This window comes from Kitasatospora terrestris, from assembly GCF_039542905.1.
GTDB classification, from domain to species: Bacteria; Actinomycetota; Actinomycetes; order Streptomycetales; family Streptomycetaceae; genus Kitasatospora; species Kitasatospora terrestris.
This window is the reverse complement of record NZ_BAABIS010000001.1, coordinates 1,783,756-1,798,468: the sequence shown is the minus strand read 5'-3', so window position 1 is coordinate 1,798,468 and position 14,713 is coordinate 1,783,756. Positions and strand designations below refer to the sequence as shown.

The following is a 14,713-nucleotide window of genomic DNA, read 5'->3' as shown; positions in this document are numbered from 1 at the left end:
CCGCCGCACGGCCCTAGGCGTGGGCGCGGCGCAGGCTCGGGCGGCGGCGGAGCGGGAGCAGCGGGCGGTCGGTGCGGGGGGTGCGGGCGACGGGTCGGGGCATCGCGGCGAGGCGGTCGGCCTCGTGGCCGCTGATGCGCACGGGGGCTCCGGATCCGTTGTCCTGCGGGGTCCAGAGGTCGGCGAAGGCGGCCACCAGGCCGGTCATGTCACTCATTTCCTGTGCTCCTTCCGGGAGGTTTCCTCTGACTGAAAGGATGCACGGCCGATATGACGATGGTTTTGCAGGCGGGTCTCGCTCCGATGGCCGCTCGGCGATGTTGCGTTAACAGTCGGAATCACGGCGGGCCGGTCGTCGTTGAGCGGGCATGACGAACTCTTCTGCGCCCGAGGTGCTGCGGTACTCGGCGTTCACGGCGGATCCGGCGGGCGGCAACCCGGCCGGCGTGGTGCTGGACGCGTCCGGGCTGGACGACGCACGGCAGTTGGCGATCGCCGCCGAACTGGGCTACTCGGAGACGGCGTTCCTGACCCGCTCGCCGGTGCGGCCGCGCACCTACGCGGTGCGGTACTTCAGCCCCAAGGCGGAGGTGCCGTTCTGCGGTCACGCGACGGTCGCGGCGGCGGTGGCGCTGGCGGAGCGGATCGGCCCGGGCGAGGTGCTGTTCGAGACCAAGGCGGGTCCGGTGCCGGTCGAGGTCGCCGAGGGCGGCGGCGGGGTGCTGCGCGCGACGCTCACCAGCGTGGCTCCGGCGGTGGAGGCGGTGGCGGAGGAGGACCTGGCGGAGGCGCTGGCGGCGCTCGGCTGGAGCCGCTCCGACCTGGACGGCTCGCTGCCGCCCCGGATCGCCTACGCGGGGGCGCGCCACCTGGTGCTCGCGGCGGCGACCCGGAGGCGGCTGGCCGACCTGGCGTACGACTTCGAGCGGCTGACGGCGCTGATGCTCCGCCTGGACCTGACCACGCTGCAGCTGGTCTTCCGCCGCTCGGCCACCGAGTTCGACGTGCGGGACCCGTTCCCGGTCGGCGGCGTGGTGGAGGACTCGGCGACGGGGGCGGCGGCCGCCGCGTTCGGCGCGTACCTGCGGGAGCTGGAGGGTCTGGAGGCGGGACGGCTCACCCTCTACCAGGGGCAGGACATGGGGCGGCCGGGCGTGCTGGGCGTGGAGCTGCGCGCGGAGGACCGGCGGGTGCGGGTGTCGGGCGAGGCGGTGGCCCTCCCGCGGTAGCCGAGGGGCCCGCGGGGCACGGGGCGAACGGGTGGGCGATAAGCGGAAGCTGGAACCGCCGTAACGGTCACTTATCGTAATCGACTGTTACACTGGGTGGGGAAGAGACCGGCGACCGAGGAGAGTGCGCGATGGCCAGCCCCACCCTGGACGTGGACCGTACCGATGCCGAGTACCGGGCGTGGCTGAAGGAGGCCGTCCGCCGGGTGCAGGCCGACAACAACCGGTCCGCCGACACCCACCTGCTGAGATTCCCGCTGCCCGCCGAGTGGGGCATCGACCTCTACCTCAAGGACGAGTCGACCCACCCGACGGGCAGCCTCAAGCACCGGCTGGCCCGCTCGCTCTTCCTGTACGGGCTGTGCAACGGCTGGATCCGCCCCGACCGGCCGGTGATCGAGGCGTCCAGCGGCTCCACCGCCGTCTCGGAGGCGTACTTCGCCGGCCTGATCGGCGTCCCCTTCATCGCGGTGATGGCCCGCACCACCAGCCGGGCCAAGATCGAACTGATCGAGTTCCACGGCGGCCGATGTCACCTGGTCGACAACCCCTGCGAGGTCTACGAGGTCGCCGCCCGGCTCGCCGCCGAGACCGGCGGGCACTACATGGACCAGTTCACCTACGCCGAGCGGGCCACCGACTGGCGCGGCAACAACAACATCGCCGAGTCGATCTTCGCCCAGCTGCGTATGGAACCCCACCCCGAGCCCGCCTGGATCGTCGCCACCGCGGGCACCGGCGGCACCTCCGCCACCATCGCCCGGTACGTGCACTACATGCAGCACGACACCCGGATCTGCGTCGCCGACCCGGAGAACTCCTGCTTCTTCGACGGCTGGGTCAAGCACGACCCCGACGCCACCTGCGCCTCCGGCTCCCGGATCGAGGGCATCGGCCGGCCCCGGATGGAGCCCAGCTTCGTGCCCGGCGCGATCGACCGGATGATGAAGGTCCCGGACGCCGCCTCGATCGCCGCGATCCGTGTGCTGGAGCAGCTGCTCGGCAAGAAGGCCGGTGCCTCCACCGGCACCGGGCTGTGGAGCGCGCTGCGGATCATCGCCGAGATGCGCGCCGAGGGCCGCACCGGCAGCGTGGTCGGCCTGATCTGTGACCCCGGCGACCGCTACCTCGACAAGTACTACTCCGACGAGTGGCTGGCCGAGCAGGCCATCGACATCGAGCCGTACCGGGAGCTGATGCTGGCCTTCCTGGCGGGCGCCGCCACCCTCGACTGAGCGTCCCCGTCGGCCGGAGGTCAGAGCCAGCTCAGGGCGGAGGGCAGGTCGGCCTCGGACCACAGGGCGTGCGCGACCCCCGGCTCGGTGCCCGGCTCGCCGACGTGCCAGCGGCCGTCGGCCGTCCCGAGCAGCAGCAGCCCCCGGTCCGCCCCGATCACCACGGTCGCTTCGGCCCACCCACCCTCGTGCCGGATCCGGGTGACCGTGTCGACGATCCGCGCCCCGGGCTGCCCGGTGACCCGACGGATGTCCGCCAGCTGCCAGCGCTCCGGCAGCCGGGGGTCGAGCGGGCCGGTGCGGGGCAGCAGCTCCGCCACGGCCTGACCGAGCCGGGGGCGAAGCCACTCGCCGTCCCGCTCGATGCCGAGGACGCCGCCGAGGAACGCCATCTCCAGGGTGAGGCCGGGGAAGTGCCACTCGAACGGCACTCGGGAGACGTGCGAGGGGAACTCGCTCTCGCTCACCCGGCCCGCACCGAACTCCCGCTTGGCGACCGGCCCGTCGCCGGGATAGCGGTGGGCGAGGAAGGCGTTGATCCACCCGGTCACGAAGTCCCCGCCGGACTGCGACTCGTGCTTGTAGATCGAGCGCCAGAAGTCCTGGTTCACGTCCGCGCCCGCCGCCGTCGCGGCGACGGTGTCCAGCACAGGCCGCAGACCCTTGAACCAGAGGCGCAACCCGTCGAACCAGCCCGCCAGTTCGCGGGTCCGGGAGGCGAGCAGCGCCCAGTCGTCGGCGGTGCCCTCCAGACGGATCCGGGGGATGCCGCACATGGTGATCCACTCGAAGCGGACGTACGGGCTGACCACGTCCATCAGCGCGACCAGGGCGGCGGCCGACTCGGTCGGCGTGGTGGTGGAGAAGGCCGGCCGGAACAGCTCCACCGCCTCGGCGCCGACGGCGGCCGCCAGCGGCTCCCGGACCAGGTGGATCGAGCGCTGCCAGTCGAACATCGCGTGGTCGTCGTGGACCCGGACCGTCTGCTTCCCGTCGGCCGTCGCGCCGAACAGCCCGGCGTAGGCGTCCGGGTTCAACCGGACGTGGACGGCCACCTCGTGGACGATCGCGTACCAGAGCAGGTCGGGGGAGAGGCTGAGCGGCAGGTGCGCCGCGAAGGCGGTGTGCAGGGCGCGCAGCAGCAGGCTGCCGCCGGACTCGGGTGCCGTCGGGGTGTGCGGGCGGCCGACGAGCCGGTCCGTGCTGCGGTGGTGGAGCGCCACCGGGTCGTGCAGCACCGCCCGCAGGAAGCGCTCGTTGCCGACCTCGGTCAGCTCGGCGGCCAGCCGGTCCGCCCCGGCGTCCGGTGCGAGCGGCAGGTCGATCTCGATGGCCATGGCGTCCCCCTCGACTGGTGTGCGACATCCTCGCAGGTCGTGCCGTCGGTGGAGAAACCCTTTCGGGGGCCGGGTCAGCCGGCCAGCAGGACCTCGCGGATGCGGTCGCGGGCCGCGGTGGCGGCGTCCTCGGGGAGCCCGGTGTCGGTGACCCAGGTGTCGACCTCGGTGAGGTCGGCGAAGGTGGAGAGGCCGACGGTGCCCCACTTGGTGTGGTCGGCGACCACGACGGTGCGGCGGGCGGAGCCGATGAACGCGCGGTTGGTCTCGGCCTCGGCGAGGTTGGGGGTGGACAGGCCCGCGTCCAGGGAGAGGCCGTGGGTGCCGAGGAAGAGCAGGTCGAAGCGGAGCGAGCGGATCGACCGGTCGGCGACCGGGCCGACCAGGGCGTCGGACGGGGTGCGCACGCCGCCGGTGAGGACGACGGTCGCCGCCGGACCGCCGTCGGTGCGGTCGCGCTGCGCCTCGGCGAACACGTCCGCGACCCGGACGGAGTTGGTCACCACGGTCAGCTCCGGGACGGCCGTCAGCCGGTGGGCGAGGGCGAAGGTGGTGGTGCCGCCGGAGAGGGCGATCGCGCTGCCGGGCTGGACCAGGGCGGCGGCGGCCCGGGCGATCTCCTCCTTGGCGGACGGCTCCAGGACCGACTTCGCCTCGAAGCCGGGCTCGTGGGTCCGGGCGGCCTCGACCGAGACCGCGCCGCCGTGCACCTTCTCGACCGAGCCGGCCCGGGCGAGCGCGTCGAGGTCGCGGCGGATCGTCATGTCCGACACGTTCAACTGCCGGGTCAGCTCGTTGACCCGGACGCCGCCGCGCCGGCGGACCTCGTCCAGGATGAGAGCCCGGCGCTGCTCGGCGAGCAGGTTGCTGGTGTCGGCCACGGACCGTCCCCCTCCGGTGCTGGAATGCAGATCGTACGACCAATCCTTGCACGCGGCCCCGACCGGTCAGCGGGGCAGACCGGTCAGCCGGGCAGATCGGTCGGGACGAGCAGCTGCAGGTCCTCGGTGGAGGGGTCGGGCAGTTGGGCGACCCGCATCGCGTGCCGTTCCACCATGGTCTCGAACACCTGCCGGGCGGTCCGCCCGTTGCCGAAGCCGGCACTCCGGTCGATCGCGGTGAAGTGGTCGAGCAGCGCGCCCTCGGTGGCCTCGGCGAACCGGTACTCGTGCTCCACGCACTGCGCGCGGGCGATCTGCAGCAGCTCGTCGGCGCTGTAGTCGGGGAAGGTGACGGTCCGGGAGAAACGGGAGGACAGGCCGGGGTTGGCGGCCAGGAAGCGCTCCATCTCGGCGGTGTACCCGGCGACGATCACCACCACCTCGTCCCGATGGTCCTCCATCAGCTTCACCAGGGTGTCGATCGCCTCCCGGCCGAAGTCGCGGCCGCCGTCCTCCGGCGCCAGCGCGTACGCCTCGTCGACGAAGAGCACCCCGCCGCGCGCCCGGTCGAACGCGGCGGCGGTGCGGATCGCTGTGGAGCCGATGTGCTCGCCGACCAGGTCGACCCGGGCCACCTCGACCAGGTGGCCGCGCTGCAGCACGCCGAGCGAGGCCAGGATCTCGCCGTAGAGCCGGGCCACGGTGGTCTTGCCGGTGCCGGGGGAGCCGGTGAAGACCAGGTGGCGGCGGGGCGAGGGCGCCTTCAGCCCGGCCTGCTGCCGGCGGCGGCCGACCGAGATCAGGTCGATCAGGGTGCGCACCTCCTGCTTGACGGTGGCGAGGCCGACCAGGGCGTCCAGTTCGGCGAGCGCCTCGTCGGCCGGGCGGCAGTCGGGGATCGGGCCGATCTGCGGCGGGGCGGTGAGCGCGGGAGCGGCGAGGACGGGGGCGGTGGTGGCCCGCAGCGGCTCGGGACGGGGAGCGGGCAGCTCGGCCGGCGTGGGGGCGACGTCGTCGGAGGTGCAGCCCTCGGCGATCGGGCCCGGCTCGGCGAACTCGAAGCCGGCCCGGGCGTTGCCCTCGGCGCGGCAGCGCACCAGCCGGGTCCGGCAGCCGTCGATGACGTGGAAGCCGAAGCCGCGGCCCTGGGTGACCCGGACCTCCTCGAAGGTGCCGCGGCCCTGCGCCGACACGTACACCCCGGCGTCCGCGGCGCCGCGCACCGTGCAGTCGCGCAGCACCGGGTCGGCGCCCTTGGTGACGATCACCCCGGTGGCCACCTCGGCGATCTCGCAGCCGGTCAGCAGGCCGCCGCTGCCGTGGTCGCGGAACCACAGGCCGGTGCCGGTCCGCTGGATCCGGCAGTCGGTCAGTTCGGCGGTGGCGCCGCTGCTGACGGAGACCGCGGAGCTGCGGACGCCGGTGAACGAGCAGTCGCGGGCGGTGGCGGTGGAGCCCTGGTCGAGGACGAAGAGCGCGTCGGGGAGGTCGTCGAGGGCGCAGTCGGTGAGGGCGACGGCGGCGCCGTCGCTCACCCAGAGCGCCGGGTAGTCGCCGGTGGAGGAGTGGAAGCGGCTGCCCTCGGCCTCGGCCCGGGTGCCGGTGTCCCAGACGGAGAGCGCGCCGCGGCCGAAGTCGTGCACGGTGGAGCGGTTCAGCACCAGGCGGGAGCGGCCGCGCAGGTCGGCGGCGTTCTCCGGGAGGTCGTGCACCCGGCAGCCGTCGAGGGTGAGTTCGGCCTCGGTGTCGAGGGTGAGGCCGTTGCCGGTCACCCGGTGCACGGTGCAGTCGGTGAGCCGTCCGGTCGCCTGCGACTCGGCCTGGACGCCGCTGCCGCGCACCTCGTAGATCTCGCAGCCGGTGAGCTCGACGGTGGTGCCGGAGTCGGCGAGCAGGACGCCGGCGCCGCCGGCGTGGTGGACGCGGCAGCGTTCCAGCCGGGCGGTCGAGCCGCCGAGGACGGCGACACCGGCCTGGGCCGCGGCCGCGCTCTCGCAGTCCCGCAGGTCGGCCCCGGCGCCGCCGCGCAGCCGGACGCCGAGGCCGGTCGGGTTGTCGACCAGGCAGCCGGTCAGGGTGGCGCGGGCGCCGTCGGTGATCTCCACGCCGACGGCGGCCCGGGCCTCCACCCGGCAGTCGGCGAGCTCGGCGACCGCCTTCGGGCCGGTGACCAGGACGGCGGGCGCGGCGGTGTCGGAGCCCTCGATGACCAGGCCGTGGACGGTCGCGGCGGCGGTGACGGTCAGCGGGACGCCGAGCGGCGGGTCGATCCGGACGCTGCCCGGGCCCTCGGCGGGGCGCAGCGTCACCGCCTTGTCGACCAGCACCGCCTCCCGGAAGGTGCCGGGCCGCAGGGTGAGGGTGTCACCCGGTTCGGCGGCGATCAGCGCTTCGGCGAGCGACTGGTAGTCGCCGGCGCGGCGGCGCCAGCGCGAGGCGCTGTCCTGGGTGACCCTGACCCTGTGCTCAGCCATGACGGTCTGTCATCCCCACCTTCGTCGACTGCGGTCACAGTACCTGGGAGCGGTGCGTTCGCCCGGTGCAACGAGTGCGGTCACAGGACGGTCACCTGGTCGCCGAGCCGGAGAGTGCCCAGGGTGTCTCCCACGGTGCCTTCCGGCCGGATCGGCACCAGGTTCTGGCCGAAGACCAGCTTCTGGCCGAACCGGCGGTAGCGGCCGAGGGCGCGCAGCGGCTCGGGCCCGCGCCGGACGCCGGTCTCCTGGTCGGTGGTGGTGACCAGGCAGCGGCCGCACGGCTTGGCCACGCGGAACTCCAGCTCGCCGATCCGGATCCGCCGCCAGTCGTCCTCGGCCCAGGCGTCGGTGCCGGAGACGACGACGTTGGGTCGGAACCGCTCCATCGGGAGGGGCGCGCCCTTGACCGGGTCGTCCGGGTGGTCCTCGGCGATCCGGCGGTTGAGGTCGTCGAGCGAGGCGGTGGTGGTGAGCAGCAGCGGGTAGCCGTCGGCGAAGGAGACGGTCTCGCCCGCCTCGGCGTACGCGGGGTCGATCGGCCGGCCGGTGTCGGGCCGGTCGAGGTGGACCAGGCGGACCTCGCCGAGCCGCTCGGTGAAGAAGCGCTCCGCCCCGGCGGCGGCCAGGGCGGCGGCGATGCGGGTGCCGAAGACGTCGACCTCGACCTCGTCGGCGCCGTCCTTGACCAGCGGGACCGGGACGGTGACGGTGGCGCCGTCGGGGGCGGTGACGGTGAGCGTGCCGTCCTCGGCGGGCCGGACGCGGTACTGGCCGAGCGCGGGCTCCTCGCGCTGGGTGAGCGCCTTGCCGCGCGGGTCGACGAGCATCCAGCGGCGGTCGCCGGCCAGGCCCCAGGGCTCGACCCGGGCACTGTCCGGGCTCAGCCGGTAGGTGGACTTGACGGGGTAGAGGTGCAGTCCGGTCAGCTGTGGCATGGGCCCATCCTGCCAGCCGCCCGCGCCCGTCCGGCAGGGCGGTTCGGGTGCCGTCGTCCGGCCCCGGACGTGCGAAGGCCGCCCGCACCGTGGGACGGTGCGGGCGGCCCCGGGGGTGACCCCTGCTCCGCTCGTGCCGCCCGGCTCCCTCGTGCGCCGGGCGGGCGGGTCAGGTCGGCTCAGCCGGCCTGCGGGTACTGCTGGTACTGGCCGTACTGCTGCGGGGCCTGGTACTGCTGCGGCACCACCGGACGGACCGGGGCGACCGGAGCGGCCGGGCGCAGCTGGTTGCCGCCGAAGCTCTGGTCGGCGGAGTAGCCGGCCTGCGGGGCCTGCGCGCCGAAGCCCTGGCTGCCGAAGCTCGGCGCACCGAAGGACTGCGGGGCGGAGGCGAAGCCGTTCTGCGGCTGGCCCTGGCCGGCGAAGCCCTGCGCGGCGCCGCCGTACGGGGCCTGCGGCTGGGCCGGCTGGAAGGCGGCCGGCCCGGCCGGGCGCTGGCCCGGGACGTACGACTGCGCGGTGGTCGGGTAGCCGGCCTGCGGGGCGGCGGCGTAACCGCCGGTGGGCTGGCCGGGCATGCTCGGCGCCGGGGCGCTGCTCGGGCCGGGGCCCAGGGCGAGACGCGCGGGCGGCAGGGCGGGCAGGTTGCTCGCGGGGCTGTCGTAGCCGCCGTAGCCGGACCCGCTGTAGCTGCCGTAACCGGAGCCGTAGGAGGAGGGGAGTGCCGGGGGCACATTGATCGGGGCGATCTGCGGGATGCCGCGCTCTGCGACCAAGCTGTCGTAGATGGGCGTGCCGGAGGAGAAGGACGGAGAGGGGTAGCCGACTCCGTCGTAGGAGCGGGGCGAGGTCATGGGGCATACCGTAAGCCCACAATGCGCCTGCTGAGGAGAGTGGGAAGCCCGGGAGTTCAACTGTTTACAGAGTCTTCGCGTGCACAAAGGGTCCGAATGTGACGAAGAACGGACAATTGGGCGGGTGGATTCCGGCCATCGCGGACGTCTGACGGGCAGTGGAACGCCCGGCGAAGCGACGGCGGCGACCCTCCGGCGGTCGGACGACCGGATCCGGAGGGCGCGGGGGTGCCGACGGCCCGCGGGGCGTCAACAATTTGTCAACGAGCGGGCTCCAGGGGGCTCGCCTGGGCCGGGAAGCCGGGACGCCCGGCCAGCTCGCTGGTGCAGTGCGCGCAGCGGGTCGCCGCGGCCGGCACGGTGGACAGGCACTCCGGGCAGTCGGCCTTCTTGACCGGGGTCTCCTTGACCGGGTTGAACCGGTTCTGGAGCTTGCCCACCGGCACCACCACGGCGAAGTAGATCACCGCGGCGATCAGCACGAAGCTGATCAGCGCGTTGAGGAAGGCGCCGTACGGGAAGTTGGTGCCGCCCACCACGAAGTGCTTCTGGCTGAAGTCGCCGACCGCGCCGGTGGCGACGCCGATCAGCGGGGTCAGGAAGGCGGTGACGAATCCGGTGACGACGGCGGTGAAGGCCGCGCCGATGACGATGCCGACCGCCAGGTCGACCACGTTGCCGCGCAGCAGGAAACTGCGGAATCCCTTGAACATGGCCGCCATCGTGCCCGGCCAACAGCCGTGCGGTCCAACCGAGTTCACCTGAATTGCGCAATCTGCGAACCGCCGTGCGAGGCCCGGAGGAGTGTCCTCCTCCGGGCCCGGCCGTCAGACGGCGGCGGCCAGCTGCTCCGCGTGCGGCTGGATCCGGACCACCGCGTCGGCGATCCGGCGGACGGTGGCGGTGTCCATGTGCGTCCACAGCGGGACGGTCAGCACCGACTCGGCCAGCCGGTCGGTGACCGGCAGCGACTCGGCCTGGCCCAGGTAGGCGTACGACTTCTGCCGCTGCAGCGGCGGGTGGAAGTAGCGCCGGGTGTCGATGCCCTCGGCCTTCAGCGCGTCGGCCAGCTGCCGGTTGGTGAGCCCGAAGGCGTCCGCGTCCAGGATCAGGGTGAGGTCCTTGAAGGTGGACACGTCGCCCTCCTCCGGCAGCGCCAGGCGCAGGCCCGGCAGGCCCGCGACGGCGGAGGCGAAGGTCGCGACCAGCGAGCCGCGGTGCGCCACCCGCTGCGGCAGGTCGGCCAGCCAGGCCAGGCCGACCGCGGCGTGCAGCTCGCTCATCCGGGCGTTCAGCCCGTGGAAGAGCGTGTCGTAGTCGCCCGGGTTGCCGTAGTCGCGGCCGGTGCGGATGGTGGCGGCCAGGTCGGCGTCGCGGGTGGCGACCAGGCCGCCCTCGCCGGCCACCGCGACCTTGGTCGGGCTCATCGAGAACACCTCGGCCAGGCCGAAGTTCCCGACCGGCACGCCCTTGCGGCTGGAGCCGAGGCCGTGCGCGGCGTCGTACACCAGCGGCACCCCGGCGGCGTCGGCGATCCGCTGCAGTTCCTCGGTCCGGCACGGGGTGCCGTACACGTGGGTGGCCATCAGCGCGACCGGGCGGTCGGCGGCCTTGAGCTTGGCCTCGGCGTCCGCCGGGTCCAGGGTGACGTCCTCGACCCGGGCCTCGGCGAACAGCGGGGTGCCGCCCGCCCAGCGCGCGGCGTGCGCGGTCGCCGAGAAGCTGAAGCCCGGCATCACCACCGAGCCGCCGTCGCCCACCCCGGCGGCCTGCAGCACCAGCATCAGGCCGGCGGTGCAGTTGGAGACCGCCACCACGTGCTCCACGCCGATCAGTTCGGCGGCGCGCTGCTCCAGCTCGCGGACGGTCGGGCCGTTGGTCAGCATGCCGCTGTCGAGGACGCGGCCGAGCCGGGCCAGCAGCTCCTCGCGCCCGGGGACCTCCAGCCGGGTGAGCGGCAGGCCCTCGGGGAAGGCGGCGGCGCCGCCGAGGGCGGCGGGCAGGTTCTGGTCAGTGGTCGTCATGGTCGGGTCGATCCCCCCTGGGTCGATGTGGTGGCTCCGGCGCGCCCACGCGGGCCGGAGGGTCGGTGGGGGCGCCGGCCGCCGGCGCGCGTTCGCCCCACTGGCCGGGCTGGACCTTCCACACCGGCGGCCGCCGCCGCTGGAAGGTCCGGGCGGCCGTCTCGGGCTTCGGCACGGCCAGCAGCACCAGCACCAGCGGCAGCACCTGGACGCGCTCGCGGGACAGGATGCCGAGGTTGTTGATGGTCGAGAAGGCCCAGCAGAACAGCAGCGTGTACACCATCGTGAAGGCGATGTACGAACGGCTGACGAACAGCCGGGGGATCTTCCGCAGCCGCGGCCAGTCCCGGACGAACATCACCAGCAGCGCGAAGCACTCCACCGACTGGACCAGGTTCTGCACGTTCGAGGCCTCGAACGGAAATGGCCGGAAAAGGACGCTGACCACCGCCACCGGCAGGCCCGCCGGGTTGAGGCTGAACGCGGGCGCCGCCTCGTCGGCCGACGGCTGGTTGATCACCGAGGAACCCTGCGAGGTGCGCCGCGAGGTCTCCGAGAGCACGTGGTTGACCGCGTCGCCGTTGGCGCCCTCGGTGCCGAAGAAGGTCGACACCTGCTGCAGCATCAGCATCACCATCACGCCCAGCACCGCCACGGTCAGCACCGCGCGCAGCGGGCCGAGCGCGGAGACCTGCTGCGGGCGCTTGCGCAGCACGTACGCCACCATCAGGCCGGCGCCCGCCAGCACCGTGACGTGCGGGCGGACCATCGCCGTGCCCAGCGAGCCGATCGCGATGCAGGCGAAGGCGCCGAACCGGCGGTCCAGCAGCCGGGCCACGCCGTAGGCGGTCAGGCCCAGGCAGAACATCATCCAGGCGTCCTTGCCGATGCTGGACGGCCAGAACAGCAGCGAGGGCAGGAAGAACACCAGCTTGGCGTAGCGGCGCGCGTCGGCCTCCGGGAAGGCGATCTGCAGCGCCCGCCAGAAGAACAGCAGGCCCCAGAAGCCCAGCCAGGAGAAGACCAGGAAGCCGCCGACCAGGGTCGGCCCGGTGACCGCGTACACCACGCCGGTGACGATGATGATGAAGCCGGTGCCGGCCACCTTCATGCCCAGGTCGTAGTGGATGCCGCTGCTCAACAGGTCGGTGGTGTCCAGGTACCGGGCCAGCTCGCTGCCGCGCTGGTGGTACATCTTGGCGTCGGCCGCGCCGCCGTACAGCACGAAGGCCATCAGGTAGCGGGGGAAGGCGCAGAACAGCTTGAGGCCCATGGCGAGCATCAGCAGCTTGAAGATCCCGCGCTCCGGGTTGGCCGCCGCCACCCGGGCCAGGATCGGGGTGCCGATCACCATCAGGGCCGGGGCGACCAGCAGCGCGCCCCAGGTGTCGTACGTGGTGTGCACCATCGCCAGCACGAACACCATGAGGTAGCCCAGCACCAGGGCGGCGGCCAGGACGGAGAGCTGCTGGCGGCGGGCCAGGGTGCGCAGGCCGGCCACCCGCTGCTCCATCCGGGCGGGCGGGCGCATCAGAAGACCTCCAGGTCGCCGAGGCCGAACCGCCAGGCGGCCAGGGTGTGCTCGGCGGGGAGCGGGCCGGTCGGCGTGCGCGCGGCGAGCGTCATGCCGGTGCGCGGCGCGGTCAGGTAGCCGCGGCGCAGCGCGGCCTGGGCGGCCTCGGTGCCGGGGGCCAGGTGGGTGGCGGCGTGGTCGCAGCCGGACGCGGCGGCGGCGCGCAGCAGCCGGGCGGCGCTGCCCCGGTCGCCGGGGCGGACGATCACCTCGGCGAGGGTGAACTCGGCGAGCGGCCCGCGCCGGCGGGGCCGGCCGAAGGCCACCCCGGCGAGCTCCCCACCGCGTTCGCAGGTCAGCACCCGGTAGTCCAGGCCGGGCGCCTCGCCGTAGCGCCAGGCCAGGTACTCGGCGGTGCGCGGGGTGGCGAGCCGGGGGTCGGCCAGGTCGGCCTCGGCCCGTTCGGCGAGCAGCCCGTCCAGCCCGGCCGGCTTGTCGGCGAACCACCGCTCGGCGGTGGGCAGGTGGCAGGCCGGCGGGCGCGGGGCGGAGGCGCGGCGGGCCAGCGCCGCGCGGGCGCCGCGGGCGAAGGCGGTGGGCCGGGCCACCCGGATCGAGATCGGCACCTGGCCGAGCTCCCGCCAGCCCATCCTGAGGTAGCCGGGCAGGCTGTTGCCGTTGGGCGTGTTGAACACCAACTCGGCGTCCCCCGCGACCTGTTCGAGCAGGTCGGTGGTGAGCCGGCGGAAGATGCCGCGGCCCTGGAAGTCCGGATGGGTGGCGGTGTCCACCGGCCGGACGGCGGCCACCGGGCGGCCGTCGGCACCGCGGAACCGCCAGCGCAGGAAGAGCCGCACCCCGGCGAGCCGCCCGTCCGGCGCGACCGCGACCAGGCCGGGGCTGTCGCCGAACGGGTTGCGCCGGTGCTTCCAGGTGAAGAAGTCGGCACTGCGGGTGCCGGTCGGCCCGCCCGCCAGCGAGGCGGTCAGCAGCTCCAGCACCGCCGGCGTGTCCGTCTCGTCGAGCTGACGGTACGTCAGTTTGGAACTCACGTTCGTCCTCTGTCCCTTCGGGGGAGTCAGCGGGCCAGCACCCGGGCGTACACCTGCTCGATCGAGCGCTGGGCGCCGGCCACGTCGAAGCTCTTGGACCGCTCCCGGGCGGCCGAGCCCAGCCGCTCGCGCAGCCCGCCGTCGCCCACCAGCCGGCCCAGCGCGGCCGCCAGCGCCGCCGGGTCGCCCGGCGGCACCAGGTAGCCCTGCTCGCCGTCGTCCAGCACCTCCGGCATGCCGCCGACCCGGGTCACCACCGAGGGCAGGCCCGAGGTCATCGCCTCCATCAGCGCCACCGGCAGGCCCTCGGCCCGGGAGCTCAGGGTGAACACGTCCAGGCCCGGCAGCAGCGCCGGAACATCCGGCCGCGAACCCGCGAACACCACCGACTCACCTGCCTGGGAACGAAGTTGCTGCTCCAGCGGGCCCGCGCCGATCAGCACCAGGGCGGCCGAGGGATGCTCCCGGCGCAGCTGCGCGAACGCGGCCAGCAGAGTCGCCTGGTCCTTCTTCGCGGTCAGGTTGCCGACCGTGCCGATCACCACCGCGTCCTGCGGCAGGCCCAGCGCCTCCCGGGCGGCGGACCGCGCCGCCGGACCCTCCGGAGCCCCGGCCAGGTCCGGGCCGTGGTGCACCACGGTGACCCAGTCGCCCGGCCGGCGGCGGCCGATGGTCCCCGCCACCGCGTGCGAGACCGCGATCACCGCGTCGTTGCGCCGGTAGGTCAGCGCGTTCGCCCAGCGGGTCGGCGTCCGGTAGCGCTCCCAGACGTTGTGCTCGGTGTGCACCAGCCGCGCCCCGCGCGGGCCCAGCGTCAGCAGCCGCGCCGCGACCGCCGGGACCGGCATGTGCGAGTGCACCAGGTCGTACCGGCGCTCCGCCAGCAGCGACCGCAGCCGCCACGGCCACAGGGCCCCCGGCGCCGCGCCCAGGCAGTGCGTGCGCACCCCGGCCGCCTCCAGCGCCGGCACCAGCGCGTCCTTGTGCGGCAGCACGTACGCCACCTCGAACTCGTACCGCGAGGTGTCGGCGTTCCGCGCGCAGTTCACCAGCAACTGCTCCGCGCCGCCGCGGCCCAGGCCCTTGGCCAGCCACAGCACCCTCCGGCGGGTCATGCGCCCACCTCGCCGCGCCCGGCGGGGGCCTCCGCCCACGCGCGCCGCTTTCCCGTCCGCT

At 74.1% G+C, this 14,713-nt stretch carries 13 protein-coding genes; 2 read left to right on the top strand and 11 right to left on the bottom strand.

Annotation, left to right across the window (positions count from 1 at the left end; genetic code table 11):
- Positions 1–13 precede the first annotated feature (13 nt).
- Positions 14–217, bottom strand: a complete 204-nt coding sequence (locus tag ABEB06_RS08360) for a hypothetical protein (protein ID WP_345696170.1) — start codon at positions 215–217, stop codon at positions 14–16.
- A 151-nt stretch (positions 218–368) separates the two neighbouring features.
- Between ABEB06_RS08360 and ABEB06_RS08355 the strand changes: the two genes are divergently transcribed.
- A complete protein-coding gene (locus ABEB06_RS08355) occupies positions 369–1,229 on the top strand; it encodes a PhzF family phenazine biosynthesis protein (RefSeq protein ID WP_345696169.1) in 861 nt (286 codons plus the stop codon).
- Between the two features lie 131 nt (positions 1,230–1,360).
- Positions 1,361–2,464 (top strand): PLP-dependent cysteine synthase family protein, encoded by a 1,104-nt coding sequence (locus ABEB06_RS08350; RefSeq protein ID WP_345696168.1) that lies wholly within the window; start codon positions 1,361–1,363, stop codon positions 2,462–2,464.
- Between the two features lie 20 nt (positions 2,465–2,484).
- Here ABEB06_RS08350 and ABEB06_RS08345 read toward each other — a convergent pair whose 3' ends face one another.
- From ABEB06_RS08345 to ABEB06_RS08300, 10 genes are all read right to left on the bottom strand, one after another.
- Positions 2,485–3,801 (bottom strand): DUF4419 domain-containing protein, encoded by a 1,317-nt coding sequence (locus ABEB06_RS08345; RefSeq protein WP_345696167.1) that lies wholly within the window; start codon positions 3,799–3,801, stop codon positions 2,485–2,487.
- Positions 3,802–3,875: 74 nt separating this feature from the next.
- Positions 3,876–4,682, bottom strand: a complete 807-nt coding sequence (locus tag ABEB06_RS08340; RefSeq protein WP_345696166.1) for a DeoR/GlpR family DNA-binding transcription regulator — start codon at positions 4,680–4,682, stop codon at positions 3,876–3,878.
- Positions 4,683–4,765: 83 nt separating this feature from the next.
- Entirely contained in the window at positions 4,766–7,156 is a 2,391-nt protein-coding gene (locus ABEB06_RS08335; RefSeq protein WP_345696165.1) for a right-handed parallel beta-helix repeat-containing protein, read from the bottom strand.
- A gap of 80 nt (positions 7,157–7,236) precedes the next feature.
- Positions 7,237–8,094 carry an MOSC domain-containing protein gene (locus ABEB06_RS08330; RefSeq protein WP_345696164.1) on the bottom strand — a complete coding sequence of 286 codons (858 nt, stop codon included), beginning with the start codon at positions 8,092–8,094 and terminating at the stop codon, positions 7,237–7,239.
- A gap of 179 nt (positions 8,095–8,273) precedes the next feature.
- Entirely contained in the window at positions 8,274–8,948 is a 675-nt protein-coding gene (locus ABEB06_RS08325) for a DUF6643 family protein (protein WP_345696163.1), read from the bottom strand.
- Positions 8,949–9,208: 260 nt separating this feature from the next.
- Positions 9,209–9,661, bottom strand: coding sequence for a large conductance mechanosensitive channel protein MscL (mscL, locus tag ABEB06_RS08320; protein WP_345696162.1), 453 nt, complete (start codon positions 9,659–9,661; stop codon positions 9,209–9,211).
- Between the two features lie 114 nt (positions 9,662–9,775).
- Positions 9,776–10,972 (bottom strand): DegT/DnrJ/EryC1/StrS family aminotransferase, encoded by a 1,197-nt coding sequence (locus ABEB06_RS08315; protein ID WP_345696161.1) that lies wholly within the window; start codon positions 10,970–10,972, stop codon positions 9,776–9,778.
- Positions 10,959–12,503 (bottom strand): hypothetical protein, encoded by a 1,545-nt coding sequence (locus ABEB06_RS08310; protein ID WP_345696160.1) that lies wholly within the window; start codon positions 12,501–12,503, stop codon positions 10,959–10,961. Before ABEB06_RS08310 ends, ABEB06_RS08315 begins: the two co-directional genes overlap by 14 nt.
- Positions 12,503–13,537 (bottom strand): GNAT family N-acetyltransferase, encoded by a 1,035-nt coding sequence (locus ABEB06_RS08305; protein WP_345696159.1) that lies wholly within the window; start codon positions 13,535–13,537, stop codon positions 12,503–12,505. Before ABEB06_RS08305 ends, ABEB06_RS08310 begins: the two co-directional genes overlap by 1 nt.
- A gap of 26 nt (positions 13,538–13,563) precedes the next feature.
- On the bottom strand, positions 13,564–14,652 hold the full coding sequence (locus ABEB06_RS08300; RefSeq protein ID WP_345696158.1) for a glycosyltransferase: 1,089 nt from the start codon (positions 14,650–14,652) through the stop codon (positions 13,564–13,566).
- Positions 14,653–14,713: the final 61 nt, after the last annotated feature.